The sequence below is a fragment of the Sporomusa sp. 246TCP1 genome, from assembly GCF_057319775.1.
In genome coordinates this window covers 1,459,749-1,484,128 of sequence record NZ_CM170492.1, presented here as the reverse complement: position 1 = coordinate 1,484,128, position 24,380 = coordinate 1,459,749, and the positions used below count along the sequence as shown (strand labels likewise).

At 42.6% G+C, this 24,380-nt stretch carries 29 protein-coding genes; all 29 read right to left on the bottom strand.

From position 1 onward, the window contains the following. Positions 1-76: 76 nt before the first annotated feature. Positions 77-1,399, bottom strand: a complete 1,323-nt coding sequence (locus AC1ECB_RS07425) for a pyrimidine-nucleoside phosphorylase (RefSeq protein ID WP_485668114.1) — start codon at positions 1,397-1,399, stop codon at positions 77-79. A 7-nt stretch (positions 1,400-1,406) separates the two neighbouring features. Beyond that, on the bottom strand, positions 1,407-2,588 hold the full coding sequence (locus tag AC1ECB_RS07420) for a phosphopentomutase (protein ID WP_485668113.1): 1,182 nt from the start codon (positions 2,586-2,588) through the stop codon (positions 1,407-1,409). A gap of 36 nt (positions 2,589-2,624) precedes the next feature. Further along, on the bottom strand, positions 2,625-3,512 hold the full coding sequence (xerD, locus tag AC1ECB_RS07415) for a site-specific tyrosine recombinase XerD (protein ID WP_485668112.1): 888 nt from the start codon (positions 3,510-3,512) through the stop codon (positions 2,625-2,627). A gap of 151 nt (positions 3,513-3,663) precedes the next feature. Next, positions 3,664-3,885: a hypothetical protein gene (locus tag AC1ECB_RS07410; protein WP_485668111.1), complete on the bottom strand. Its 222-nt coding sequence runs from the start codon at positions 3,883-3,885 to the stop codon at positions 3,664-3,666. Between the two features lie 157 nt (positions 3,886-4,042). Continuing rightward, positions 4,043-4,684, bottom strand: a complete 642-nt coding sequence (gene spoIIM / locus AC1ECB_RS07405; RefSeq protein WP_485668110.1) for a stage II sporulation protein M — start codon at positions 4,682-4,684, stop codon at positions 4,043-4,045. Between the two features lie 58 nt (positions 4,685-4,742). Continuing rightward, positions 4,743-5,945 (bottom strand): endonuclease Q family protein, encoded by a 1,203-nt coding sequence (locus AC1ECB_RS07400; RefSeq protein WP_485668109.1) that lies wholly within the window; start codon positions 5,943-5,945, stop codon positions 4,743-4,745. A 4-nt stretch (positions 5,946-5,949) separates the two neighbouring features. Next, complete coding sequence (locus AC1ECB_RS07395; RefSeq protein WP_485668108.1) at positions 5,950-6,489, bottom strand: NUDIX hydrolase; 540 nt, start codon at positions 6,487-6,489, stop codon at positions 5,950-5,952. 48 nt (positions 6,490-6,537) lie between these two features. Continuing rightward, positions 6,538-7,608: a butyrate kinase gene (gene buk, locus AC1ECB_RS07390; RefSeq protein WP_485668107.1), complete on the bottom strand. Its 1,071-nt coding sequence runs from the start codon at positions 7,606-7,608 to the stop codon at positions 6,538-6,540. Positions 7,609-7,736: 128 nt separating this feature from the next. Continuing rightward, positions 7,737-8,525, bottom strand: a complete 789-nt coding sequence (gene spo0A, locus AC1ECB_RS07385; protein ID WP_485668106.1) for a sporulation transcription factor Spo0A — start codon at positions 8,523-8,525, stop codon at positions 7,737-7,739. Between the two features lie 174 nt (positions 8,526-8,699). Further along, on the bottom strand, positions 8,700-10,064 hold the full coding sequence (gene spoIVB, locus AC1ECB_RS07380) for a SpoIVB peptidase (protein WP_485668105.1): 1,365 nt from the start codon (positions 10,062-10,064) through the stop codon (positions 8,700-8,702). A gap of 200 nt (positions 10,065-10,264) precedes the next feature. Next, positions 10,265-11,974 carry a DNA repair protein RecN gene (gene recN, locus AC1ECB_RS07375; protein ID WP_485668104.1) on the bottom strand — a complete coding sequence of 570 codons (1,710 nt, stop codon included), beginning with the start codon at positions 11,972-11,974 and terminating at the stop codon, positions 10,265-10,267. A 21-nt stretch (positions 11,975-11,995) separates the two neighbouring features. Beyond that, entirely contained in the window at positions 11,996-12,457 is a 462-nt protein-coding gene (argR, locus tag AC1ECB_RS07370) for an arginine repressor (protein ID WP_485668103.1), read from the bottom strand. Between the two features lies 1 nt (position 12,458). Continuing rightward, entirely contained in the window at positions 12,459-13,028 is a 570-nt protein-coding gene (gene mnmM / locus AC1ECB_RS07365; RefSeq protein WP_485668102.1) for a tRNA 5-(aminomethyl)-2-thiouridylate-methyltransferase MnmM, read from the bottom strand. After that, a complete protein-coding gene (locus AC1ECB_RS07360; protein ID WP_485668101.1) occupies positions 13,015-13,884 on the bottom strand; it encodes an NAD(+)/NADH kinase in 870 nt (289 codons plus the stop codon). Before AC1ECB_RS07360 ends, mnmM begins: the two co-directional genes overlap by 14 nt. Positions 13,885-13,899: 15 nt before the next feature. Beyond that, positions 13,900-14,718 carry a TlyA family RNA methyltransferase gene (locus AC1ECB_RS07355; protein ID WP_485668100.1) on the bottom strand — a complete coding sequence of 273 codons (819 nt, stop codon included), beginning with the start codon at positions 14,716-14,718 and terminating at the stop codon, positions 13,900-13,902. After that, a complete protein-coding gene (gene dxs, locus AC1ECB_RS07350) occupies positions 14,715-16,607 on the bottom strand; it encodes a 1-deoxy-D-xylulose-5-phosphate synthase (protein ID WP_485668099.1) in 1,893 nt (630 codons plus the stop codon). Before dxs ends, AC1ECB_RS07355 begins: the two co-directional genes overlap by 4 nt. A gap of 77 nt (positions 16,608-16,684) precedes the next feature. Beyond that, entirely contained in the window at positions 16,685-17,143 is a 459-nt protein-coding gene (locus AC1ECB_RS07345; RefSeq protein WP_021170067.1) for a divergent PAP2 family protein, read from the bottom strand. A 10-nt stretch (positions 17,144-17,153) separates the two neighbouring features. After that, positions 17,154-18,041 (bottom strand): polyprenyl synthetase family protein, encoded by an 888-nt coding sequence (locus tag AC1ECB_RS07340; RefSeq protein WP_485668098.1) that lies wholly within the window; start codon positions 18,039-18,041, stop codon positions 17,154-17,156. Between the two features lie 2 nt (positions 18,042-18,043). After that, a complete protein-coding gene (xseB, locus tag AC1ECB_RS07335) occupies positions 18,044-18,295 on the bottom strand; it encodes an exodeoxyribonuclease VII small subunit (RefSeq protein ID WP_485668097.1) in 252 nt (83 codons plus the stop codon). After that, positions 18,288-19,499, bottom strand: coding sequence for an exodeoxyribonuclease VII large subunit (gene xseA, locus AC1ECB_RS07330; protein WP_485668096.1), 1,212 nt, complete (start codon positions 19,497-19,499; stop codon positions 18,288-18,290). Before xseA ends, xseB begins: the two co-directional genes overlap by 8 nt. 105 nt (positions 19,500-19,604) lie before the next feature. Next, complete coding sequence (locus AC1ECB_RS07325) at positions 19,605-19,742, bottom strand: hypothetical protein (RefSeq protein ID WP_021170063.1); 138 nt, start codon at positions 19,740-19,742, stop codon at positions 19,605-19,607. A gap of 73 nt (positions 19,743-19,815) precedes the next feature. Next, positions 19,816-20,784: a Kae1-like domain-containing protein gene (locus AC1ECB_RS07320; protein ID WP_485668095.1), complete on the bottom strand. Its 969-nt coding sequence runs from the start codon at positions 20,782-20,784 to the stop codon at positions 19,816-19,818. After that, positions 20,781-21,194 carry a transcription antitermination factor NusB gene (nusB, locus tag AC1ECB_RS07315; protein WP_485668094.1) on the bottom strand — a complete coding sequence of 138 codons (414 nt, stop codon included), beginning with the start codon at positions 21,192-21,194 and terminating at the stop codon, positions 20,781-20,783. Before nusB ends, AC1ECB_RS07320 begins: the two co-directional genes overlap by 4 nt. Before the next feature lie 23 nt (positions 21,195-21,217). Beyond that, positions 21,218-21,454, bottom strand: a complete 237-nt coding sequence (locus AC1ECB_RS07310) for a DUF2273 domain-containing protein (RefSeq protein WP_236614588.1) — start codon at positions 21,452-21,454, stop codon at positions 21,218-21,220. 2 nt (positions 21,455-21,456) lie between these two features. Then, positions 21,457-21,996, bottom strand: a complete 540-nt coding sequence (gene amaP, locus AC1ECB_RS07305) for an alkaline shock response membrane anchor protein AmaP (RefSeq protein ID WP_485668093.1) — start codon at positions 21,994-21,996, stop codon at positions 21,457-21,459. A 28-nt stretch (positions 21,997-22,024) separates the two neighbouring features. Further along, a complete protein-coding gene (locus AC1ECB_RS07300) occupies positions 22,025-22,426 on the bottom strand; it encodes an Asp23/Gls24 family envelope stress response protein (protein ID WP_485668092.1) in 402 nt (133 codons plus the stop codon). Between the two features lie 136 nt (positions 22,427-22,562). Continuing rightward, positions 22,563-23,105 carry a SpoIIIAH-like family protein gene (locus tag AC1ECB_RS07295; protein WP_485668091.1) on the bottom strand — a complete coding sequence of 181 codons (543 nt, stop codon included), beginning with the start codon at positions 23,103-23,105 and terminating at the stop codon, positions 22,563-22,565. Between the two features lie 11 nt (positions 23,106-23,116). Continuing rightward, positions 23,117-23,734, bottom strand: coding sequence for a hypothetical protein (locus AC1ECB_RS07290; RefSeq protein ID WP_485668090.1), 618 nt, complete (start codon positions 23,732-23,734; stop codon positions 23,117-23,119). A 13-nt stretch (positions 23,735-23,747) separates the two neighbouring features. Next, the gene (spoIIIAF, locus tag AC1ECB_RS07285; RefSeq protein ID WP_485668089.1) at positions 23,748-24,377 is read right to left on the bottom strand and encodes a stage III sporulation protein AF; all 630 of its coding nucleotides are present in this window, start codon (positions 24,375-24,377) and stop codon (positions 23,748-23,750) included. Positions 24,378-24,380: the final 3 nt, after the last annotated feature.

Here is a 24,380-nt window from a genome sequence, read left to right as displayed (position 1 = left end):
TTGAATTTATGATTTCCCGGATTAAAAAAGCTTAAACAAAATTAGAACAAAAAAAAATTGACTGGCGTTATATCAGTCAATTGCGAAATCCATGTTTATCAACAATTCCTATTAATAGTGGTAAAGGCACAGCTGGTTGGATATTAATCCGAACAGCCTGCTGAATCATTAAGCTAGCTTCTTCAATCCTTGATTTGTCATTCGTATAGATAGTTGCCAGGGGCTGCCCGCGCCTAATGGCTTGACCCAGCCGGCATTGCATAACAATACCTGCAGACAAGTCAATTGTTTGTCCTTTAAATTCCCGTCCTGCTCCAAGCCGCATTGCAGTATATCCAATCTGAGCAGCACTAATAGCTGTAACATAACCTTGTCCCAAGCTGCTTACTTCTTGAATAAAACGGGCCTGGGGTAATTTAGTATTGTCATGCACAATAGTGGAATCACCACTCTGAGCAGCAATGAATTCTTCAAACTTGGCTAAAGCCTGCCCATTATCGATCAAGGCGGCTAACTGCCGGTATCCATCTTCAGGGGTTGATGCTTTCTTACCTAACACCAGCATATGTGAGCCGAGTGTTAGGCAAATCTCTCTGAGCGCGAGTTCTCCCTGTCCTGATAATAATTTAATCGCTTCCTTAATCTCGAGGCTATTGCCAACAGCCATACCCAAGGGCTGCTCCATGTTTGTTACTATTGCTATTGTTTCCCGGTCAACAAATTGTCCTATACCAACCATCGTTTCAGCTAAGCGAATGGCATCTGTTTTATTTTTCATAAAGGCACCATTGCCGACTTTGACATCTAACACAATTTTGTCGGCGCCGGAGGCAATCTTTTTACTCATTATGGATGAGGCAATGAGCGGTATGCTTTCTATCGTGGCTGTAACATCCCGGAGCGAGTAAAGTTTACCATCTGCGGGAGCAATGGCAACTGACTGACCGGTTAAGGCAATATTATAAGTTAGCAGATTGGCAATAAATTCACGTTGCGTTAGTGTAGTCTTAAAGCCAGGAATCGCTTCCAGCTTATCAATGGTTCCGCCAGTAAAACCCAAACCCCGTCCGGACATTTTGGCTACAGGTACTCCGGCAGCAGCTACAAGGGGGGCAAGGATCAAAGTAGTACTATCGCCTACTCCACCTGTACTATGCTTGTCCACCTTTACCCCCGGTATTTGACTTAGATCAACCATATCCCCGGAAGTGGCCATCGCCATGGTAAGAGCAGCCGTTTCTTTGTCTGTCATGCCTTGAAAGAAGGCCGCCATCAGCCAGGCTGCCATTTGATAATCTGGTATCTCATTACTTGTATATGATTTTATCAACCACTCAATTTCATTATCTGAAAGTTCTGCGCCATCCCGTTTTTTGGTAATTATATCAGCAGCCCGCACTATTCATTCACCTCAGTAGGTCTTTTAGAAAACTTTGTCCATACACCAGCGGTGGTAACCCGAAATTATCAGCTATCGTTGCTCCCAGGTCGGCAAATGTTGATCGTACTCCCAGATTTGTCACCTGTCCCGGCAAGCGTTGGTGATAGGCTAAAAGCGGCACATATTCTCTGGTATGGTCAGTACCTGCCAGTGTAGGATCACACCCATGGTCTGCAGTTATACATAATAAATCATCCTCTGTGAGTGTAGCTTTGAAACCGGCTAAAGCAAGGTCAAACTCTTCCAGTGCCTGAGCATAGCCTGCTGCATCGTTGCGATGCCCGTAAACACTGTCAAATTCTACAAGGTTGGCCATTATCAGGCCATTTGTGAAATCTCTTGCAGCAAGGTCGGTAATAATTTCCATACCTTGCTTATTGGATTTAGTAGGATACGACTGAGTTAAGCCCCGATTGGCATAAATGTCGGCAATTTTACCAATACCAATCACTGATAAGCCGGATTGCTTCAGCATATCAAGCACTGTTGCTCCAGGTGGCTGTAAACTATAGTCATGACGATTAGCAGTGCGGGCAAAACTTCCCGGTTTACCAATAAAAGGTCTGGCAATAATCCGGCCAACAGCATGGTCACCAACGCAAACCTTTTCTCTGACTATTTTGCATAATTCATATAAACGTTCCAGAGGAATTACTTCTTCATGGGCAGCAATTTGAAAAACACTATCCGCTGAAGTATATACGATTGGTTGGCCTGTACGCAAATGTTCTTCGCCTAATTCCACGATAATTTCTGTACCTGATGCCGCTTTATTACCTAAGACATGCAGCCCGGTATAAGTGGTAAACTTTTCGATGACTTCAGATGGAAACCCGTTTGGGTACACGGGGAATGCGGTAAACAGCGGACAACCGGCCAATTCCCAATGGCCACTTGTCGTATCTTTACCAACAGAAATTTCAGCCATCTTCCCAAAAGCAGCAATAGGACGGGAAACTTCCGGAATACCAGCAATGGGTTCAATTAAACCTAACCCCATGCTAGCCAGTACCGGCAAATTCAGCCCGCCCTTATATTCAGCAATATGTACCAGCGTATTGGCTTTCGTATCGCCATAGTGAACAGCATCAGGCATAGCTCCAATTCCTACACTGTCAAGTACAATCACAAATATTCGTTTAAACAAATTTCTATAGCTCCTCTGTAAAGTAATATAGTACTATTATGCGCGCGGATGTGTTTTATCATATACTTCTTTCAAATGATTTTTAGTAACATGAGTATAGATTTGTGTTGTTGATATATCGGCATGACCAAGCATTTCCTGAACAGAACGCAAATCGGCGCCGTTTTCCAATAGGTGGGTAGCAAAGGAATGCCGAAGGGTATGAGGAGTAATGTCCTTGGTGATATTGGCTTCCAACGCGTATTTTTTAATAATTTTCCAGAAACCCTGACGAGTAAGCCGATTACCATGATGGTTGACAAACAAGGAAGACTCTTCATAGGTGCGAACCAGCTTAGGACGGCCTTTATTTATATATTCCTGTGCACATTTGGCAGCAATTGAGCCCAGCGGTACAATCCGTTCCTTAGCCCCTTTACCATAACATTTGATATACCCCATATCAAGATTTACATCAGATATATTGAGATTGATTAACTCTGAAACTCTGATACCTGTAGCATATAACAACTCCAGCATGGCTTTATCCCTAAGACCGGTAGGTTGAATGGTGTTGGGTTGTTTTAATAACTCTTCCACTTCAGCAATACTAAGAATCTTAGGTAATTTTTTCTCCAGTTTAGGAGACTCCAAGTTCACGGCCGGGTCTTTTTCCAGATGACGTTCGCGAACAAGATATTGATAAAATGATTTGATCGCCGCAAGATTGCGTGATATTGTGGAAACAGCCCGCCCCTTGCCTTGGAGATTGTTAAGATAACTTAGGATGGTGTCACGATTCGAGTTCCGTAAAAAATCTAATTGGCTATTTTGCAAAAACATCTGGTATTGCCTGAGATCCCGTCCGTAAGATTCTAGCGTATTTTGAGCTAATCCCCGCTCAACTGCAAGGTAGTTAATGAATTCATTAACATACGATTCCATTTTATTTACCACCCTTTTTTCTTCCCAGATTTCCGGCCAAGACATTACAAGTATCTGGTCTAGCTATTTTATTCAACACTAAGTTTACTTTTCCTTTATTTGTCTGCTATGTTTTGTATAGTTTTAGCATTTTTTTGTAAGAGCTGCTAATCTATGTCATGCCGTAAATGTCAACCAGACTAGAACTAGCCATAACCCGCAAAGGCTTTTCTAATAGATGCTGGTCGCGTATTTTCAGACCAGGACTGTTGTATTCCATTAGTAAGGTAATCAACGCAGGTAGAATATAGAAGATAATAAGCGTTAATAGAATAATCTTGATATATAATTTGGATCTTTTAAGGAAACTTCGCCAATAAAATGTTATTACCATGCGCCTTTACTCCCCTCCCACCGTAATTTGTTTACTCATTGCTGCTTAACTTAATAGTATAACTTATTCACCCCGTAGTAACTTTATTCTTATTTTGTAAATTCAATTATACTTATAAGAGGTAACAAAAAGGCTGAACATAGTTGTCAGCCTTTTTTCATGTACGGATAAGATGTGCTACCAGTTTCATAAATACCGGTGAAACAAATACTTCTATTAGTGCCGCGCCCAGCATTATCACAAGCATAGCTAAACAAAACACCGAATAGGCGATTGAGTTGTAAAGTAGATTATCTTTGCTATGATGCTTACGCCGCACTAACATTAAAGAAAAAGTTGTCGCCGCTACCCCTGTGGCTAAAATAGCGGGCACAGCTAAAAAATTGTGCGGCAACACAGCAACAATAGCAAATAATAACCCTTTCATTACATATTCGTTGACTAAGAACCCAACAGTAAACCCAATAACAAATCCTCGTAAACATACCATAAACAGAACAAATGGTATACCGACAATAGTAAAACCCAGCAACCACATAATACCAATTAATCTACTATTATTACCAATTACGCTAGTTAACAGGGATTGGGTATTACCGATTCCCACTGGTTGTTCCGTCAGACCTTGAAAGAATACTCGCAAATAGCCGACAAGTTCTATTTTTTGTTCATCAGGTAGTGTTTTTACAGCCATAGCTCCAATAACTATGCCGATAACAAAAATAAGTATCATAAAAAAATAAGCCACAATATTCGCGCGAATATAATCGGCGGCATTACGGCGAAAAAGTTTTAGCATGCATGTACCTCCCTGTCAGTACCTGCTACAATATATGTCTTGCTAAAACTGTTTAGACCTATTTGTCCACTATATTTAACATGCGACCATAAATGCCACCGCCGCCAGCACTAATTACTGCCGTTCCAACTCGTGCAGTCATAATAAAATTGGCAATTTTTGTACCAGCCACGGCAGACAAAGCTTCATACGTTACGTAGTGTAGAATATTCATTTCTGTGTCAAATTCTGTTAGCAGTTTAGCCATAACTTTTTTACCTAGTCCAGGGATAAATTCTAAAGGTATTTGATAGCAATACTGCGACCGGTGGGCAGGGGGATGTGGCTCAGCGTAATCGGCTATTTCATTAATACGTTCAAATACACCCTTAGTTAGGGCATTGCTGCAGCATTTTGGGCAGCAGGTATCAATTTTCAGACTAGCCTGGTTATCAGTAAAGCCACACTTGCGGCAAAAAGTACGGTGATACTTTCCTAAGCGGGGGTCAAGCCCATAGTTGGCTATAACCTGACGCTCTCCTGTACGGGATAAGGTTTTAGCTATCTCCTGAAATGACAAGGTTTCCATGGAAAAAATATTGTATTCACGGGCAATTTTATCGAGTGAGTGGGCATCTGAATTGGTTATAAACGTATAGCCGGCTAACTCACTGATTCTGTCGGCCATGTTGCTGTCAGCACTTAGTCCAAGTTCAATTGCCGCTACTTTACCCATATCCTGATCAGACAGAATATGAGATAATCTTTGGCAGCATACGCCAAAAAGGCTTTTGTGGGGAGTGAAAACATGAGCTGGGATGATAAGTGCCTCAAAACCGCCAGCAATCTGAATGAGCTGTTTTAGGGGAATATGGGCATTTTGTGAACTAAGATTAATGTTACGGATATATTGGCTCATATAAGCCGAGAAGGTCGTCATTGTTTTAAAATCAGGCACAAATATCAGGGTATGTGCCAAACCACCGTTTACTTCCCGGGTTTCAATCTCCGCCCCAAGTACAACGAGCGTATTATCCCGGTAGATATAACCACCACCACTAGCCGGCACAAGTACTTCTGCTTCGATAAGCATTTTTAAATCGTCAAGTACCAATGGCGATAAGGCATCGATAATACCGATAATATTCAAGCCTTTACGCTCAGTTGCTTCCTCTAAGATTCCGCTGACCGTTAACCGCCTAGATGTAGGAATTTTTACCCATTTACCGCTCTGGCTCATGCCTACGTGAATGTGCAGGTCAGTAAAATACTGATTTAACATAAATTTACATTCCTGCCAAACACAGTGCCACTAAGCTCTTGGCATCACATAGTTCACCACTGGTAATCATTTCCCGGATTTGTTCAGGTGTAAAGACCTCAGTATGAATAAACTCGTCTTCATCAGGCTGTTTATCTGATTCGATAAGATCTTCTGCCAAATAGATATGAATAATCTCATTGGAAAACCCCGGAGTTGTATACATGGATATCAACTTGCGCAATTTATTTGCCGTAAAACCAGTTTCTTCAGCTAATTCACGCACTGCACAATCTGCGGGGTCTTCACCTGGGTCAAGTTTTCCGGCAGGTACTTCGAGAATAATCCGGCCAATGGGATGACGAAATTGCCGTACCAGGATAATACTGCCATCAGTTGTTACCGGCACAATGGCAACTGCGCCAGGGTGTTCTACCACCTCCCGCATTCCAGTTCGGCCATTAGGAAGAAGTACCTCATCCCGACGTAGATTAATGACTTTACCCTCAAATAAACGTTCCGAGTTTGTTAACTTTTCATAAAGATCTATCTGGGTGTGTGACATATGATAGCCTCCTATTTTTATTAACATATTTGCAAAAATAGTTCAACTCTATTCATATACTTTCGCTTGCTCCTCACCACGCAATACCCGTAAAGCGCCTTCAACCAAAGCCTTAAGTTCGTCTTCTCCGGGATGGACGATCACCGGACCAATAAATTGCACACGACAGGTAATCATTTTGACCAGCATTTGTGAATAAGCCAAACCACCGGTAAGAACAATACCGTCCACCTGGCCGTATACGACAGCGGCCATAGCGCCAATCTCTTTTGCTACCTGATAAGCCATCGCCTCATAAATGAGAGCAGCTTTCGTATCGCCACTGGCAATACGGTTTTCCACTTCCCGGCCGTCACTAGTGCCGAGATGAGCCATCAAACCCGCATTGCCAATTAGCTTCTTCTTGATTTCATCAATGGTATACATACCGGAAAAACACAGGTTAAGCAAACCATAGGAAGGTACAGCACCAGCACGTTCCGGAGAAAACGGACCAAGATCATTAGGATTGGTTACATCAATCATTTTGCCATTTTGCTGCACACCAACAGAAATACCACCACCAAGATGAATTAGAATTAAGGTAAGTGCAGAATAGTCTTTATTTAAATCTTTGGCTACTCGATGGGCAACGGCTTTTAAATTGAGGGCATGAAACAAGCTGCGACGGGGTATCTCTGGCAAGCCGGTAATTCTGGCCAACGGTTCGAGCTCATCTACACTTACCGGATCTACAATAAAAGCCGGAATATTGTTCTGATCAGCGATGCCTCTTGCTAAAATGCCACCCAAGTTGGAGGCATGTTCAGTTTGTACTTCTTGTTTTAAATCATGGACCATTTTATCATTTACCGCATATGTGCCGCTGCCTAGCGGTTTTAACGGACCACCACGCCCGACAACAGCCGCTAAGCTATTCATGTTGATATGGTGGTCTGAGAGAGCTTTTTTCACTAACTGCAACCGGTAGTCATACTGATCATAGATTGTCGTAAAAGGCTTAAGCTCGTCAATACTATGACGGATAACTTGTTCAAAATCAATTACCTCATTAGTATAGACAGCGATTTTGGTTGAAGTTGAGCCAGGATTAATAGCAAGAATCTGATACTGCTGCATACTAAAGCCTCCGTAATGAGTTGAATAAAGATAAGCATGTTGTTATTTTATTCATTGCCTGGCTAAAAAATCCTGCAATAAATAAACAAACCCTCAAGACAATCGTCAAGAGGGTTTGCAATATTTGCTTAGCTAGCCCGCATTTCCATTCGCAGTTTATCGGCAATCATGGCCATGAATTCCGAATTAGTGGGTTTACCTTTATCCAGCTTGATAGTGTAACCAAAGATCTTATTAATCATCTCAATATTACCCCGGTTCCAGGCGACCTCAATAGCATGGCGAATGGCTCGTTCTACCCGGCTAGGGGTAGTCGAGTATTTCTCAGCAATCATGGGATAAAGAACTTTGGTTACAGCTCCTAATAACTCCACTTCTGCTACAATCATCATAATTGCGTCGCGAAGATACTGATAGCCCTTAATGTGGGCTGGAATGCCAATTTCTCTGATAATATTAGTAACTTCCACATCTATCGGGCGAGATTTGACTACAGGCATAGTGGCTGCAGCAGTAACCGGATGCGTCACACTTACCATACCGGCTAACTGCCTGATTCTACTAATAAGTACATCCATATTAAACGGTTTTAAAACATAATAGTCGGCACCTAGCTCGACCACTCGCTGAGTTATAGTCTCCTGACCAAATGCAGTCAGCATAATTATTTTAGGACGTTTCGTATTGTTAGAAAGATTAAGCCTCTCCAAAACGCCAAGTCCATCTAGATGTGGCATAATAATATCTAGAATAATAACATCTGGCATCTTTTCCTCAATAATGGACAATATTTGTTCGCCATTATAAGCTACACCGACTAATTCGATATCAGGTTCTCGGTTAAGACATTCTTGTAAAATATCCGAAAACTCTTTGTTGTCGTCAGCAATAGCTACTTTAATTGTTTCTCTCACCATTACTTCCCCATCCTCCCAGTACCTATTCTATGTATAATAAACACATTCGACAGCCATACGTCAATTCCTTCCTCCATTGGAAGAAAAAACCATATTATTTTAATTTGATCCAAAATACACCTTTAATTATATATGATTCAGATTGTATATGACAAGTAACAACTAATTCTTTAACTAAAAATAAAAAATACTGCCAGAAAAACTAAATAAATTTCTGGCAGCATGACGATCTTTTTTAGGAATTATACCACTCTCCATCAACATCCAATCTACAAAACAGCCATACCCGCTTGTTGGATCATGGACAAATACATGAGTTACAACACCAACAAGTTTACCATTTTGAATAATAGGACTACCACTCATACCTTGTACAATTCCACCAGTTTTTTCAATAAGTCTTTGGTCAGTAACCTTGATAACCAATCCTTTGCTTTCAGGGAATTCCTGGAGATTTATCTTTTGGATTTCGATACTAAACTTATCAATGGTTTGATCATCTACTACTGTTAACATTTCAGCCGGTCCTACTTGAATCTGGCTCATAGAAGCTATGGGAATTGATTCGGGGTATTTTTCATTTACTAATTTTGTATTTAACTCGCCATAAATTCCAAAGGGGGTATTTTTTCTGATGTTACCTAGTAATTGGTCTTCTTCAATAAAAATGCCAATTTTTTCACCGGGATGTCCTCTTTTGCCCTGTTGAATCCCTGATACTGTTGCCAGTACGATTTTCCCCTGATCACAATCGATAGGCTGGTTGGTGTCACTGTCGGTAATAATGTGACCTAAAGCACCATATGTTTTGGAGTCAGGTTCATAAAAAGACAAGGTTCCAACTCCTGCTGCACTATCACGCACAAATAATCCGATACGATAGCGTTTGGTATCATTACATAGAACAGGAGATACTGTGACATGCTGCTGCCCTTCGGTACGTTTAAGCAAAATATCAATATTACGGTTATTTTTACCACTTTCATCAATTATTTCGGCTACTTGGGCATCACTTTGCACAGCTATGCCATTAATGCTGATAATTACATCCCCTACCACTATGCCTGCATCTTTCGCCGGGGTGGTATATTGTCCCTGCATCGTTAATACCGGTGAGTTGCCAACAACGATGACACCTTGAGAACGAAGAACCACTCCAATAGAGTGTCCACCTGGAATCAGGCGGATAGGCGGTAATACATCGACCTGAACACTGCGAAATGGTATAATACCGAACAGTTTAAACTCCACGGTGGATTGTCCGAGCTTGATTGGTTGCAGTGATACGGAGCGTGATAGTGCCATAATTGGTAAAAATTCCGGAGTTTTTACCCGAATACTCTCGCTATCATGTCTAACAGTAACCGTAAGCGGAAAATTTACATCAAATAGCGCTGTTTCTCCTTCAATAATTCTGATTTGCAGGGGAAGACCGTAAATATTTCGGAATTGGGGAGAAAGACAAAATGCAAAGATTGCGCTGATAATCAACATTGCCCCAATTAGCCTGCTGTTGAATAACCGATTAAATCTTGTCATATTTTCCGCCATCACTCCCTTATTACATTCTTCCCCAAATTACTGTTTGACCGCTCACCTCTTAAATTATTTTAGTTTTAATTTACTGCAAAATTAGAGTTTCCCGAATTTAGAGGGGATTATTCCGGAATAATTAGCATTTATTGTCTTGGAAGCTGAATAGTAAGCATTTTTTCAATAAAAATAGCGCAAGCTCACGCTTACGCTTTATTTTTCCAATTTACTTTTTTTTGCTTAGCCATTTCTAGCATTTGAGCGGCATTATCCTTAGAAAGTTGTGTTATTTCACCGGAGGCCATCCTGGCCAATTCGGTTAACTCCTCATCTGGAGTAAGAGTAGTGACTCTGGTCATTGTTCGTTCCTCGGCGATAATTTTCTCAATATATATATGACAATCAGCCATTGCTGCAATTTGCGGCAGGTGGGTTATGCATAATACTTGCTTATCAACAGCAGCAATTCTAGCAATTTTTTCTGCTATTTTTTGGGCTGTTTGTCCGCCAATACCAGCATCGATTTCATCAAATACCATCGTCGGCGTTTCCTCACGCTGAGAACATACTGTTTTGATAGCCAGTGCTATCCGTGATAATTCGCCGCCTGATGCAATTTTTTGTAATAACTTAGGCTCCTCGCCCAGGTTTGCTGAAAACAAAAAAACAATGTCGTTAGCACCAGTAGCCGTGTAGTGTTGAGTCTGTTTAACATCTACTAAGAATTTGGCTTTAGGCATACCCAAATCAGCCAAATGGGCTGATATTTGCTCAGCCATTTCCTGACCTGCTGTCTTTCTCAGGTTAGTAAGTACCTCAGCCAATTGCTCAACTTCCCTGGCAAGGTTAATTTCTGCCTGTTCCAGCTGGGTTAGGCGTTCATCATAATTAGTGATAGCTGCCAGTTCCGCAGTAGCCTGTTCGTAATAAGCAAGTATGTCCGCAACGGTTGCACCATACTTTTTTTCAAGTTTGTGGATTATATCAAGCCGTTCTTCCAGTTTAGCTAACCTGGCTGGATTAAAATCAATAGTTTCCCGATAATCCCTGAGCGCTCCCATTGTTTCTTCCATCTGGTATAAAGAATCGGTCACGGCAACTAACTGCTCATTGATAGCAGTATCATAACGTACCGCCATTTCAAGATCGTGTTTAATATCGGCAAGGCAGGACACGACACCGCTGAACCCCTTATTTCCCTGGCTCAAAAGCATATAAGAACGCGATACGGCATTGATAATTTTTTCGGCATTAGCCAGAATTGTAATTTGACTTTCGAGCTTTTCCTCTTCGCCTACCGTCAAAGTGGCAGTGGCAATTTCCTGTGTTTGCCAGGCAAGCATTTCTTCGCGCTGCAGTCGTTCCCGCGAATCCTGGGTAAGTGAAGCTAGCTCTGTTTTAGTCTTGTGCCACTTTCTATAGGCTTGCCGGTATTCTTCAAGTTTGGGACTAATTTCCGGCACAAAGGTATCCGTGAGTGCCAGGTGGACATCAGGTCTCAACAAGGCTTGGTTTTCATGCTGCCCATGCATATCAACAAGTCTTTCACCGATTTTTCGCAAAGTGGTTAACGTTGCCTGACAGCCATTGATATGAATAGAATTTTTGCCATGCTTGGTGAGACGTCTTGTAAGGATTAATGTGCCGTCATCTTCCTGAGTAATGCCTTGTTCGTCGACAATATCGTTTATCGAATCAAGGTTAGCTATATCAAAAACAGCTTCGATACGAAAGTAATCAGCCCCAAAGCGAATGGAATCAGCGGAAGCTCTGCCGCCAACAATGATCGACAGGGCATCAATTAGAATCGATTTACCAGCCCCTGTTTCTCCAGTCAAAATATTGAGTCCTGGCACAAATTCAATATAGGCTTTATCAATAAGCGCAAAATTGTTGACTGTCAGCGATTTTAGCATCTCTTATCTCTCCTCAAAACGCTACATTCCACTGCCCATGAGTAATTGAAATTTAGCGATGACCGGCAAAACAGCTTCCAGCGGCTTAACCAAAACAAAGATCGTATCATCACCGGCTACTGTGCCGATAATTTCCGGCCATTTTACATAATCAATAGTATAGGCAACTGCCTGTGCAGTACCTGGCAGTGTACGCAAAACGACGATGTTTTGGCTGTAATCGATAGCTACGATAGAATCCCGAAACGTGCGTTCCAAACGGGCCTGGGAGAAAACAATAGTTTGCTCAGCTGGGAAAGCATAGCGATAGCGTCCATCGCCTGTAGGTACTTTAATCAGCATGAGTTCTTTAATATCTCTGGAAACAGTGGCCTGAGTAATAGCAATACCTTGTTTACTTAGTGCATCTGCCAATTCTTCCTGAGTTTCAATTATGTAGCGTTCAATAATTTCTTTGATTTTTGAGTGACGTAGAGCCTTCAAGCTATTCACTCCTTCTTTTTTCAATTACATAGAGAACTGGCGGACTGTTTGTCTGATTTACCATGCCCCAGCTGCCAATCGCAAATGTCTGTTGCCTTAAGCCTGTTAGATACTGGTGAACAGCCTGGCATTCACGCTTACCATGCTCATAACCGGGATACGCAGCGACAGTTAGTAAGCCACCAACAGCAAGCAATTGCAGGATCTGATTTATAGCCTCGATAGTGGTATCCGGACTAGTGCTTAGCGTGTGATCCCCGCCTGGCAAATAGCCAAGGTTAAACATAGCAACATCTACCGGCTGATCAATATAATTGGCAATATTGGCGTGACTATCTAAAATAAGCCGTATTTTATGTTGGAATTGATGTTGCTTTACTAATAGCTCTGTATTGGCAATCGCTTGTGGTTGGACATCGAAGGCAAAAATGGCAGTAGTCGCGGGAGTGTTCTTTGCCAAAAACAACGTGTCTTTACCATTGCCGGCAGTAGCATCAACTACGAGCTTAGCCGCTTGTAACCGGGAAATTATAAAATTATGAGCCATTTGAACGGCATTAACAACTACCATCCCGATCGCCTCGCCGTAGTTTAGTCCTTAGGGTTTCATAATAGCTTTTACCGGTAAATTTGATAAACCGTGCTCGAAAGGCTGAACGCCGCACAACTACGATATCATCAGGCCGCAAACTATATACCGTCTGGCCATCTACCGTAAGCACAATATCGTCATGAGTAGCCTGCATTCGTAATTTTATTTCCTCCCGTTCAGAAATGACCAAGGCGCGCGAATGCAGGGTATGCGGACAAATAGGGGTTATAACAATTACCTTTAATTCGGGGTTAATAATCGGTCCGCCCGAAGATAGTGAATAACCAGTCGAACCGGTTGAAGTAGCAATAATTAGTCCATCTGCCGGATATTCCGCCGTGAGCTCATCATCAATAAATAATTTTAATTTTATCATCCGGGAAAAACCGCCTTTGGCAACAACCACATCATTGAGTGCAGGCGAAATGTAGATGGGACTGCCATTACGGATAACAACAGCATCCAACATTAATCGTTCTTCGATATAGTAATCGCCTTTGACCAACCGGTCCAGGGCAACGCTCAATTCCGGCAACTCAATCTCTGTCAGAAAACCCAAATTCCCCATATTTATTCCACAAACCGGAATACCAACAGGAGCAATTTCCCGGGCCGTATTAAGGAGCGTACCATCTCCGCCTAAAGTAATACCAAAAGTAATTTCGTTTTTCATGCATTCCAGCTTTCCGGCTAGATGCATACAGTTAAGTTTTTGTGCCGCATCTTCCGGCAAAACCACTTTTACATTGCGTTCTTTAAAGTACTGTACAATCCAACCTAGTACAGTATTAATACTTTGCTTTTTCGTGTTAGGAAACAGCCCTACAGTCAACACACCTGTGTTCCTCCGTCATCCCGTTAAGTTGGTATGAGCCTCGGCGACCACCGCCGCAACACTTGACTCATCCATTATTTCCACGGCTGAATAATTAGCCAGATATAATAGGTATTCAATATTACCTTCCGGGCCTTTTACTGGTGAGTAAGTCAGTCCTAAAGGTGTAAGTAGTGTTAATTTAGCAGTTTTTATGACATTGTTAATAACTTCACGATGGATGGCCGGATCACGGACTACCCCTTTTTTGCCGACTTTATCCCGCCCTGCCTCAAATTGTGGTTTGATGAGTGCCACTACTGTCCCCTGAGGGCTCAGTAACGTTTTTACTACCGGCAATACTATATCAAGTGAGATAAAAGCCACATCAATAGAAACAAAATCCAGTAATTCGGCTAAATCTTCCGGACGCACATTACGAATATTCGTACGTTCCATATTTATTACTCGCTCATCTGTTCGCAGCGACCAGGCGAGCTGTCCATAGCCAACATCAATTGCATAGACTTTAGCTGCACCATTTTTTAAAGCGCAATCAGTGAAACCGCCTGTTGAAGCACCCACATCAGCCATAACTTTACCTGTTAAGTTAAGACCAAAATAAGTTATAGCTTTAGCTAGCTTGAGGCCCCCCCTGCTAACATACCCAATATTGTCACCATGAACAACAATATTGGCTTTTGTGGGGACAACAGTACCGGCCTTATCTATTTTTTGGCCATCAACAGTAACAAGGCCAGCCATTATATAGGCTTTGGCTCGTTCCCGGCTAGCAGCCAGCCCTTTTTCCATTACTAATATATCAAGGCGTTCTTTCGTACGCTCTCCAGTCATTTTCGCGCTCCAAACCGGCTGAGAAAAGTTTCAACACTAGCTGCAATGCCTTGTGCATGCAAGCCATATTTATTCAACAGGTAATTACGAGGTCCATGCTCAATAAATTTGTCAGGCAGTCCGAGTCGCAACACCTTTACCCAATTAAGGTGTTGTGAGTTAGTATATTCTAGTACGGCTGAACCAAACCCTCCTGTGATAACATTATCTTCAACCGTTACAATAATACCGGTATCACGGGCTATTTGACGGATCAACTGCCCATCAAGCGGTTTTATAAATCTACCGTTTACTACACCGGCCGCAATTCCCTTGTCAGCAAGTATTGCAGCAGCTTTTTGACAAGGTTCGACCAGCGCCCCGACTGCCAGTAATACTACATCTTTTCCTGAACTCAAATTCTCGGCCTTACCTATTTCGAGTTTAGTATATTCAGACTGTAACTCTACGCCAACACCGCTGCCTCGCGGAAAGCGAATGGCTACAGGGGCGTTAAGTTCAGTTGCCGTATATAACATATTTTGCAGTTCATTTTCATCTTTGGGAGCCATAATGACGATATTAGGAATATGCCGTAAGAAAGAGTAGTCAAATACACCGTGATGGGTGGCCCCGTCTTCACCGACAATACCGGCCCGATCCAGCATAAAAATAACCGGTAAATTTTGCAGACAGACATCATGAAGAATCTGGTCATAAGCACGCTGGATAAAGGTTGAATATACGGAAACTATTGGTATCTTTCCCTGGGTAGCCAGGCCGGCGGCCATAGTAACAGCATGTTGTTCAGCAATACCAACATCAAAAAAACGTTTAGGGAATTTTATGGCAAAATTTCTTAGGCCAGTGCCGTCAGGCATAGCCGCAGTTATGGCTACAATATTAGGATTGCGCTCTGCTAGCTTGACGATTGCATTACCAAATACCTGGGTATAGGAAAGCGGCGCTCCGCTTGGTTTTATTATTTCTCCAGTTTCTACACAAAAAGGTCCTACTCCGTGAAACTTATCAGGATTAATCTCTGCCGGTAAATAGCCTTTGCCTTTGTGGGTCACAAGGTGAACAATTACTGGCCCGTTAATACTCTTTGTTTTATCAAGTACATCCAAAATTAACGGAATGTTATGTCCATCAATGGGACCAAAATAAGTAAAACCTAGCTCTTCAAACAATATTCCCGGAACTAAAAGATATTTGAGGCTGCCTTTAAGGCGGTCAACCGCCTTAGCAACGCTTTCACCGATTGCCGGAATACTACGCAGCAAAAAATCAATATCACGTTTGACTTTTGAGTATGTCGGCGCTGTACGCATTTTGGCCAGGTATTCTGAAATGGCACCAACATTTTTGGCAATAGACATTTCATTATCATTTAGAATCACCGTAAGATTTACGCCAAGATGCCCGGTATGATTAAGTGCCTCATAAGCTTCTCCGCCTGTTAATGAGCCATCGCCGATTACGGCAACCACATTGTATTTCTCACCTGACATATCCCGCGCTAAAGCTATTCCCAAGGCCGCAGATATTGAGGTACTTGAATGCCCGGCACCAAAAGCATCATGCTCACTTTCAGCGCGTTTAGGAAAACCACTAATGCCGTCAGTAGTACGTAGTGTAGAAAAATTGGTCCGGCGTCCTGTTAAAATTTTATGTACATAGGATTGGTGTCCGACATCCCAAATGAATTTATCCTTAGGACTATCAAACATTTTATGTAAGGCCAGTGTAAGTTCTACAACCCCTAAATTAGGTGCCAAATGGCCGCCGGTAGTGGCAACTGTATGTATAAGAAGCTCGCGGATTTCTTCAGCGAGCTTTTCCAATTCGGCCAAGGAATAGTGTTTAATATCCTGTGGGCCATTAATACTGTCAAGCAGTCTACTCAAATTTGTTCCCCGCTTTCTCTGACTGGGGTCAGGTCTATCTTTACCACACATATTATAGCATATCTAAATATTAACATTCATCTATAAAATACATAAAATGCGTAGGCCACAAGTGTGCCATGAAGAGCTCCGGCCAATACTTCAAGCGGTGTATGGCCTAAAAGTTCTTTAAGACGGGTTTCTTTTACCTTATGTTCCACTCGCATCTCGTGTACCAATTTGTTAATTACCTTAGCCTGCCTGCCGGCCGCCCGCCGTACTCCTGCAGCATCATACATAACAATACCGGCCAATATTACCGCTACCGCAAACAGGTCTGATTTAATCCCTTCTCTAAGTGCGACACTGACAGCAAGGCTTACTACTAATGCCGTATGCGAACTGGGCATACCACCGGCACCAACAAGCCGTTCAGCATTAAAGGCACCATGCCGCCAGTATGCTGTCATGGTTTTTAATACTTGCGCTGTAAACCAAGCGGTCAAAGCTGTCATTAAAATAATGTTTTGTCCTATTCCGGCTAGGAACTCGGCCATTGACTACACCTCAGGCTTCCCGATTTATTAGATGTTCTACTAGTTCACGCAGTATAGCAGCTTCAGGTCCAAACCCGCGCAGACTGCTTAGAGCTTCGTTTACTGTTTGCTGAGCTAACTGTTTAGCTCCGGCAAGTGTGTAGAGCGTTACGTAAGTTGCTTTGTGATTTTTCACATCACTGCCTACAGGCTTGCCAATTTTATCCTGAGTGCCAACAATATCAAGAATATCGTCGGTTATTTGAAACGCTAAGCCAAATTGTAAAGCATAACTGGTCAAAGCAGCAAGCTGCTCCTGACTGCCACCGGCTAACAAAGCTCCTGAACGCAAAGCCGCTTTAAATAAGGCTCCGGTTTTAGCCTGATGGATATACTGCAGCGTTTTGGCATCAATGGTCTGACCTTCAGATATAAGATCAATGGCCTGACCGCCAACCATTCCCGCAGGCCCGGCGGCAGCAGCTATTTCATTAACCACTTGGATTAGTATTTGAGGTTCCACCTCGGTTTGTGACAACATCGTGCCAAAAGCAACTGTTAGCAGGCCATCACCAGCTAAAACCGCCATACCATCGCCATATACCTTATGGTTAGTAAGTTTTCCCCGCCGGTAGTCATCATTATCCATAGCCGGCAGATCATCATGAATAAGTGAATAGGTATGAATCATTTCCAAACCGCAAGCTACAGGCAAATAATCACTGCCTTTGCCGCCAACGGCATCTGCGGCTGCCATAAGCATAAGTGGCCGCAGCCTTTTTCCACCGGCAAGCAGGCTGTAACGCATTGCTTCATATATCGTGGGTTGATAGCTGTCAACCGGAATATATTGCGAAAGTGCGGCATCAATCAACTCTATTTTTTGCTGACAGTACTGTCCCAATGTTTCTGCTGTCATAGTTAGTTACCCTCCACGATTAACGGCTGCTCAACTAAACGACCTTGTTCTTGCTGCAAAATTTTATCAATTTGTGTTTCAGCAGCGTTCAATTGCTCAAAACATAACTTAGCGTTGGCTATACCTTCACCAAATTTATCTAACGCTTCTTCCAGCGGTAATTCACCTGCTTCTAATTGTTTTACAATTACTTCTAATTTACCAAGAGCTTCCTCAAAACATACATTATTTTGTTTGCTGCTTGTTTTAGCCATGAATATCCTCCTTTGCTTTACTAACCACAACAGTAAGGCGCCCTTGATGTAAAACTATTTCTAATGGTTGCTCAGGTTTTACCTGGCAGGTATTTGTTATAACTTGTCCCTCCAGAGTACGAACAAGACTGTAGCCCCGGGAAAGGACAGCCAAAGGATTCAATACTGCCAGTTTTTCCGTATTTATTTGTAAGACCTGTTGTTTAGCTGCAAGAATTTTTCGCATTGCTTGTCCCAACCGTTCGATATACGAATCAATACATTGTCTTTTATCAACAAAAAGTTTTTCCGGCTGAGTAAATACTTTGCTATCCCGCAATTGACAGACAGCCTGGCGGCGGTGCTTGATATATAACCGGATATTGTTTTCCAGCATGGATTGGAGTGTAGTAATGTATCTTTTGAGTTCGTAGACATCTGGTACCACAATTTCAGCTGCCTGTGACGGCGTTGCCGCCCGGCAGTCAGCAGCAAAATCAGCTAAGGTATAATCGGTTTGATGTCCGACGGCCGATACAATTGGGATGTGAGAAGCCGCTATTGCCCGCACCACTTGCTCATCATTAAAGGCCCACAATTCCTCGATAGAACCGCCACCGCGACCAACAATAAGTACATCTACACTTTTTAAACGGTTAAAGTCGCGGATAGCCTGTACAATCTGACCTGGTGCATCTATCCCCTGAACCAGAACCGGGTATAAGGTAAGCGGTATACCTGGGTGGCGACGTTTGGCAACTGTAATAATGTCACGCAGGGCAGCGCCGGTCGGCGAGGTGACAATACCGATTGCTTTTGGTAAAAGAGCTAACTTTTTCTTGCGGCTGTCATCAAACAGACCTTCTGCCGCTAATTTCTCTTTTAATTGATTAAACGCAATACTTAGTTCTCCTACACCGTCAGGGATTAGTTGCTCAGCATACAGCTGGTACTGCCCATCTCTTTCAAACACAGTAATCTGGCCAAAAGCTACTACTTTCATTCCATCACGGGGCTCAAATTTTAAGAATTGGGCCCGACTTTTGAACATGACTCCTTTAATCTGTGACCCAGCATCTTTAAGGGTAAAATAACAGTGACCAGAATAATGACTTTTGAAGTTGGAAATTTCACCTTTGACAAAAACGGAAATTAGTTTCGCATCCCGGTCAAATATACTTTTGATATATTTAGTTAGGTCACTAACGGTATAAATATTATTCATAAAAATACTCCATATTTTAATAGCTCTCTGCTGAGGAAAAAAAACCAGACATAAGTCTGGCTAAAGAGTTTTGAAAGCCTTCTGCCTGGCTTTTGTTTTTATTCCCTAAAAGCGGGTGCCAAAATAACGTTGCGCTGCATAGCCACCGACACTTCCCACCACGAACCAGAAAAAATACCCAGGGGGAATTAGATGTCCAATAACTGCACCAATTAACGCACCTGTCAGAATATAAGGTACCATAGTGTCACCTCCAGGCCTATAACCTTTTTGTATTCTATGCAAGAAAGGTGGCTATGGTGAGTTTATATGGTCACTAATCCTGGCTGGCTAAAGCAAAATAAGCAGCACCAGTTGCATTGTCAGGACTATAACTTGGCTCAGGAAAATACAATTTTGCCAGCAAGGATTCTTCAAGCTGATTGCTGAGATATTTTCTGATATATTGATTGGCAGTTACGCCGCCAACCAGCAATACATCAGTAAGTCCAGTGCTGGAGATAGCCTGTTTTATCATCGCTGTCACTGCCTTGGCAATACATAACTCGACGCTAGCGGCAATTATCGCTGGAGCTATACCTTGTGCTGCTAATTTGCGAATATGTGTCTCCGGGCCGGCAAAACTAACACAGGCTTTTCGTACCGTTATGGGAATTTTAATAGCCTGCTCATGGCTCTCTGCCGCTAAGGATTCCAGGTGAGGACCGGCCGGAAACTTTAAACCTAGAAGAACTCCGATACGATCGACCAGTTGGCCGGCATGAATGTCTAGCGTACCGCCCAGAATATCAATAGACAGACGCCGTGAGTCAGGTGCGCTTGCATCGTTAGCTACCCGGACAATTTCTGTTGTACCTCCCGATAAATGAACAGCTAAAAAGCTGGAAGCAACAGGGCCGCCAGCAGACCTGAGTCCGGCAAAAACATGATTTTCCTGATGGCTAATGCGATAAAGCGGTATATTCTGGATCAGAGCCAGCACTTTGGCATAGCCTTCACCTACCAGAAAAGCGGGCATATAGGAATCAGGCAATGGCCGTGGAAAAGCCGAGACCCCGATCGCTTTAAGGCATATAGGTTTGTCTAGCTTTTGGCAGGCCTGCAGAAAGAGTTCAGGCAGATTGCGCGTGTGCTGAAATACCATCTCTGATTGCTGCAGGCCGCGCTTTCCTGCTTTGACTGATAACATTCGCCGGCAATCAGCAACTAGCTGGGCATGTTCATCAAGTATTGCCACTGAAGTAGTATAACAGCTGGTATCTATCCCTAATACAACATTCGTCATAACTCTTTATTTTTTACAATTGACCCTAGAATACCATTAATAAAGCGGCTTGAGTCCTCAGTACCAAAGGTTTTAGCAAGTTCTACAGCTTCATTTATCGCAACCCCTGGCTGCATAGGTTCCGGACTATATTTCATTTCGTAAATAGCCATTCTGGCTATATTGCGGTCAACACCAGCCATACGGTCAATTTTCCATTCCCGTGACAAATCGGATATATATTCGTCAATTGCTGCAAGATTTTGCTTAGTCCCTTCCACCAATGACTGGGCATAAAGTCTGGTAGACTCATTGGTATCTTCCCGCTCACTCAATACAGAATTAAGTGCTTCATCACTGGTAGCACCAGAGTTAAAATCTAATTGAAATAGTGCTTGTACAGCCATCTCACGGGCTTTTCTGCGACTCATAATTTCCCTCTTTCTTTCAGCAACTACCGGTTATAACCTGGCGGCAGCAGCTTGTCCAGTATTTCCAGAATATCTTCTTTTTGATCAATGCGTTTACCAACAATATAACCAACTACAGCGCACAAAACTACAAATAGTGTACGGAAAAAGCCAAAAGATAGGACGAGGATGCCAAAGACGAAACCGAATACTACCCCTAGAAGTTTACCGCTGTGTTGTTGCCAGATTTCCTCCAAGAGTTTAGAATTCAATGCTGCCACCCCTATTCAACACGCTGCTTAGTTTTGAAATCATTGCTAATATTTTCTACCGTGACTTGCACATCGGCTAATTCAATACCAACCGTATTTTTTATGTATTCATGCACACGACTCTGAATGTCGCTGGCAACTGTTGGAACATGACTTTCCGGACTTACGACAGCGTTTAACTTCACCGTTATTTCCTGCTCAACTAGCGAAACTTTGACCTTAATGCCGCGTACGCCACGAATATGCCGTGCTACCTTCTCTACCAAATTTTCTACAGCTGTAAGAGAAATATGCACATCTCCTATGTCATTATGGTGAACAATGGTATCTTTCACTTTGCGGGAACGAAGACCAGCCAAAAGTAGTCTGATACTTACCAGAAAAAAAACGGCACCAACCAGCGAAGCTTCCCATTGACCATATACATAGGCAAGGCTCGTCCCCGCCATTTCCAAAGGAATAAGGCGTAAAGACAGGAGAATAACGACAATTGACAAGAATGCCAATAAAAATGTATAAATAGATAAAATGATGCGGTCAATGATTCCCATAGCGTCTCCTTTCTTTGGCCTTTCCTGATTATCTTACCCTAATATCTTCTTCTTTACCTTCTACGGCAAAACCTACGCCTTGAACATGAATGTTAACCTCAACAACATCAAGACCAGTCATAGACTCAATGCCGCGCTTAACATTTTCCTGGACCCGTAAGGCTACATCCGGTATGCGGACACCATATTCAACAATGATATATAGATCAACAGCTGCTTCCCGTTCGCCGACCTCAACCTTAACACCTTTGGAAAGGTTTTTCTTGCCCAGCATTTCAGCAATACCGCCAACTAAGCCAGCGCTCATGCCGGCAACACCAGCTACCTCTGTTGCTGCAAGTCCGGCAATTATGCCAACTACTTCATCAGCTATCCGAATAGAACCAACATCATTATGCTCAGTTTTTTCCAGGCGTTCTTTCTTTTCCACTCCAACCCCTAACGCTCAGCTACATACTACTAACTATTATATAAAGAGACAGATATCTTATAACTATATATTATACCAAGCTTTTTCCACTTTTACAATTTGGGTTAGAAAAATAAACCATAGCCATATGCTTTAGTTATGGTTTTGCACTAATCGTTATATCGCCAGGTTTAATCCCGGAAATACGACTGATTACTTCGGCCACCTGAACAACCTCTTCCTGGGTAAGTGCCGTTGTCTTAACTACTGCACTAACCGAATTGTCACGGACAAAGACCAGCGCATCAGCAAACCCTTTGGCTTTAATCAGGTTTTCCATTTCTACTTCCCGCTGTTTTTCCAAAGTCATTTTGAGAATTGTTTCCTGGGCCTGTTGTTTGGAATCCTGGGTGGGGGCATTCTGGATAATCTCTCGCAAAAGATCAGACCGTTCACTGCGTATTTTATCCCGTTCCAAACGATACTCGGTAAAAAAATCAGGAGCCATAACCGGTACAACTTGATCAGGAAATACCTGCTTTGTAACCTGCATCGCATTAGACCGGTTAGCCCTGACCTGAAGCATATCCTGGTAGTAGTTCCAGGCACCGCTGATTATCAGTAAAAGTATCCCTAAGGCTACGAGTAACGAGGCGAATTTTCCTAGTTTGTTTATGGAAAAAACGGATATTATTTTCATCTCTTTTAACCTCACTTTCTTTGGGGCAAAACAGTTATTTTATAGGCTGGAATTCCGAGGCCTGCTTCAATGGCTTTGGTTAAATTGGCTTTAACTACTGAGTCATAGGCACCCTCAGCCACTACCAGTACACCTTTAATGACCGGCTTATATTCCTGAACCATTACTGGTTTATCAGCTCCACTTTCTTTGCTTAATAACACTTGCTGCGATTCTTTCGTTTCCGTTGTAGTGCGGATACCACCGGTATTATCTTTTTCCTGAATTGTTTTTGTTTCCTTGGTGATATTTTGAGCATGCTCCTGCTTACCGCTTCTTTCGAGTGTTATACTTACAGATACCGCGCCTGCGCCTTTAATCTGCGCTAGTAAATTGCCTACCTTGCTCTCAAGAGCTTCTTCATAACTACGGTTCATCGCAGACGTATTTTTGACAGTTTCGACTGGAACAATCGGTTTGGGTGTCGCAATAAACGGTTCATAGACGCCGCCAAATACCAACAAGATAATTCCCAATAAGCCCAGCCATAGTAGCCTGGCGTTTACTACCCCAGCTTTTAGCAATTGGCTGGGTATAACTTTTTTTGCTCCTGATAGCCATTCCTTGAGAGAAGTTCCTTGCATACTCATAGCATTAACCTCCTTAATTCATCCACCTAACTTCAACTTGACCAGATCTTAGCTGATAGAGTTCTGTCACTACCCGGGTAACTTTATCTACTACCCCTGCAGGCAGTTTCTTTGCTTCAGGGGCCGCTTCAGATATAGAAACGCCAACAGTTACCTGGGAAATTTTTCGTTCACCGGCAGTAATTCCTGGTTCAAGATATACCACTACATGTTTTAATTTACCCATTGCTTTACTTGTTTTTTGGGGGCCAGTATCGCCATTATCAATAGTTACTACTACTTTAGCGTCAGCAACACCATCGACGGCCATGACAGTTGCTCTAATTTGTCTGGATAAATCTTTAACATATAAATCGCGGGCCAACTGCTCACGTTTTTCGGCAACATTGTTAGTGGCCTGTAAGACATCGGCAGCAGCTAAGTTACCGTCTACCCGTGCTGCCAGTACCGGCAATTGATCAGCCGTTAATTGATGCTCAATAACACCAATGATAGGATTTAATATCGCCAGCATTATGAATAAACCCATAATGACTCTAACAAAGCGTTGCATACTGTTATTAGGTAACAAAAGTTCGAGAAAGGAGGCAAACAATACTACAAATATAATGCCCTTTATCCAAACTGTAATGAAAGCTATCATATC

Excerpts from the sequence above, each read along its gene's own strand:
- xseA (WP_485668096.1), bottom strand. The coding sequence starts at position 19,499 with ATGAATAATATTTATACCGTTAGTGACCTAACTAAATATATCAAAAGT.
- nusB (WP_485668094.1), bottom strand. The coding sequence starts at position 21,194 with ATGAGTCGCAGAAAAGCCCGTGAGATGGCTGTACAAGCACTATTTCAA.
- AC1ECB_RS07340 (WP_485668098.1), bottom strand. The coding sequence starts at position 18,041 with ATGACAGCAGAAACATTGGGACAGTACTGTCAGCAAAAAATAGAGTTG.
- AC1ECB_RS07345 (WP_021170067.1), bottom strand. The coding sequence starts at position 17,143 with ATGGCCGAGTTCCTAGCCGGAATAGGACAAAACATTATTTTAATGACA.
- AC1ECB_RS07400 (WP_485668109.1), bottom strand. The coding sequence starts at position 5,945 with ATGTTAAATCAGTATTTTACTGACCTGCACATTCACGTAGGCATGAGC.
- AC1ECB_RS07395 (WP_485668108.1), bottom strand. The coding sequence starts at position 6,489 with ATGTCACACACCCAGATAGATCTTTATGAAAAGTTAACAAACTCGGAA.
- spoIIM (WP_485668110.1), bottom strand. The coding sequence starts at position 4,684 with ATGCTAAAACTTTTTCGCCGTAATGCCGCCGATTATATTCGCGCGAAT.
- AC1ECB_RS07290 (WP_485668090.1), bottom strand. The coding sequence starts at position 23,734 with ATGAGTATGCAAGGAACTTCTCTCAAGGAATGGCTATCAGGAGCAAAA.
- AC1ECB_RS07295 (WP_485668091.1), bottom strand. The coding sequence starts at position 23,105 with ATGAAAATAATATCCGTTTTTTCCATAAACAAACTAGGAAAATTCGCC.
- AC1ECB_RS07355 (WP_485668100.1), bottom strand. The coding sequence starts at position 14,718 with ATGACTGGAGAGCGTACGAAAGAACGCCTTGATATATTAGTAATGGAA.
- amaP (WP_485668093.1), bottom strand. The coding sequence starts at position 21,996 with ATGGGAATCATTGACCGCATCATTTTATCTATTTATACATTTTTATTG.
- AC1ECB_RS07410 (WP_485668111.1), bottom strand. The coding sequence starts at position 3,885 with ATGGTAATAACATTTTATTGGCGAAGTTTCCTTAAAAGATCCAAATTA.
- AC1ECB_RS07325 (WP_021170063.1), bottom strand. The coding sequence starts at position 19,742 with ATGGTACCTTATATTCTGACAGGTGCGTTAATTGGTGCAGTTATTGGA.
- recN (WP_485668104.1), bottom strand. The coding sequence starts at position 11,974 with ATGCTAAAATCGCTGACAGTCAACAATTTTGCGCTTATTGATAAAGCC.
- AC1ECB_RS07320 (WP_485668095.1), bottom strand. The coding sequence starts at position 20,784 with ATGACGAATGTTGTATTAGGGATAGATACCAGCTGTTATACTACTTCA.
- mnmM (WP_485668102.1), bottom strand. The coding sequence starts at position 13,028 with ATGGTAGTTGTTAATGCCGTTCAAATGGCTCATAATTTTATAATTTCC.
- spoIIIAF (WP_485668089.1), bottom strand. The coding sequence starts at position 24,377 with ATGATAGCTTTCATTACAGTTTGGATAAAGGGCATTATATTTGTAGTA.
- xseB (WP_485668097.1), bottom strand. The coding sequence starts at position 18,295 with ATGGCTAAAACAAGCAGCAAACAAAATAATGTATGTTTTGAGGAAGCT.
- spo0A (WP_485668106.1), bottom strand. The coding sequence starts at position 8,525 with ATGGTGAGAGAAACAATTAAAGTAGCTATTGCTGACGACAACAAAGAG.
- spoIVB (WP_485668105.1), bottom strand. The coding sequence starts at position 10,064 with ATGACAAGATTTAATCGGTTATTCAACAGCAGGCTAATTGGGGCAATG.
- xerD (WP_485668112.1), bottom strand. The coding sequence starts at position 3,512 with ATGGAATCGTATGTTAATGAATTCATTAACTACCTTGCAGTTGAGCGG.
- buk (WP_485668107.1), bottom strand. The coding sequence starts at position 7,608 with ATGCAGCAGTATCAGATTCTTGCTATTAATCCTGGCTCAACTTCAACC.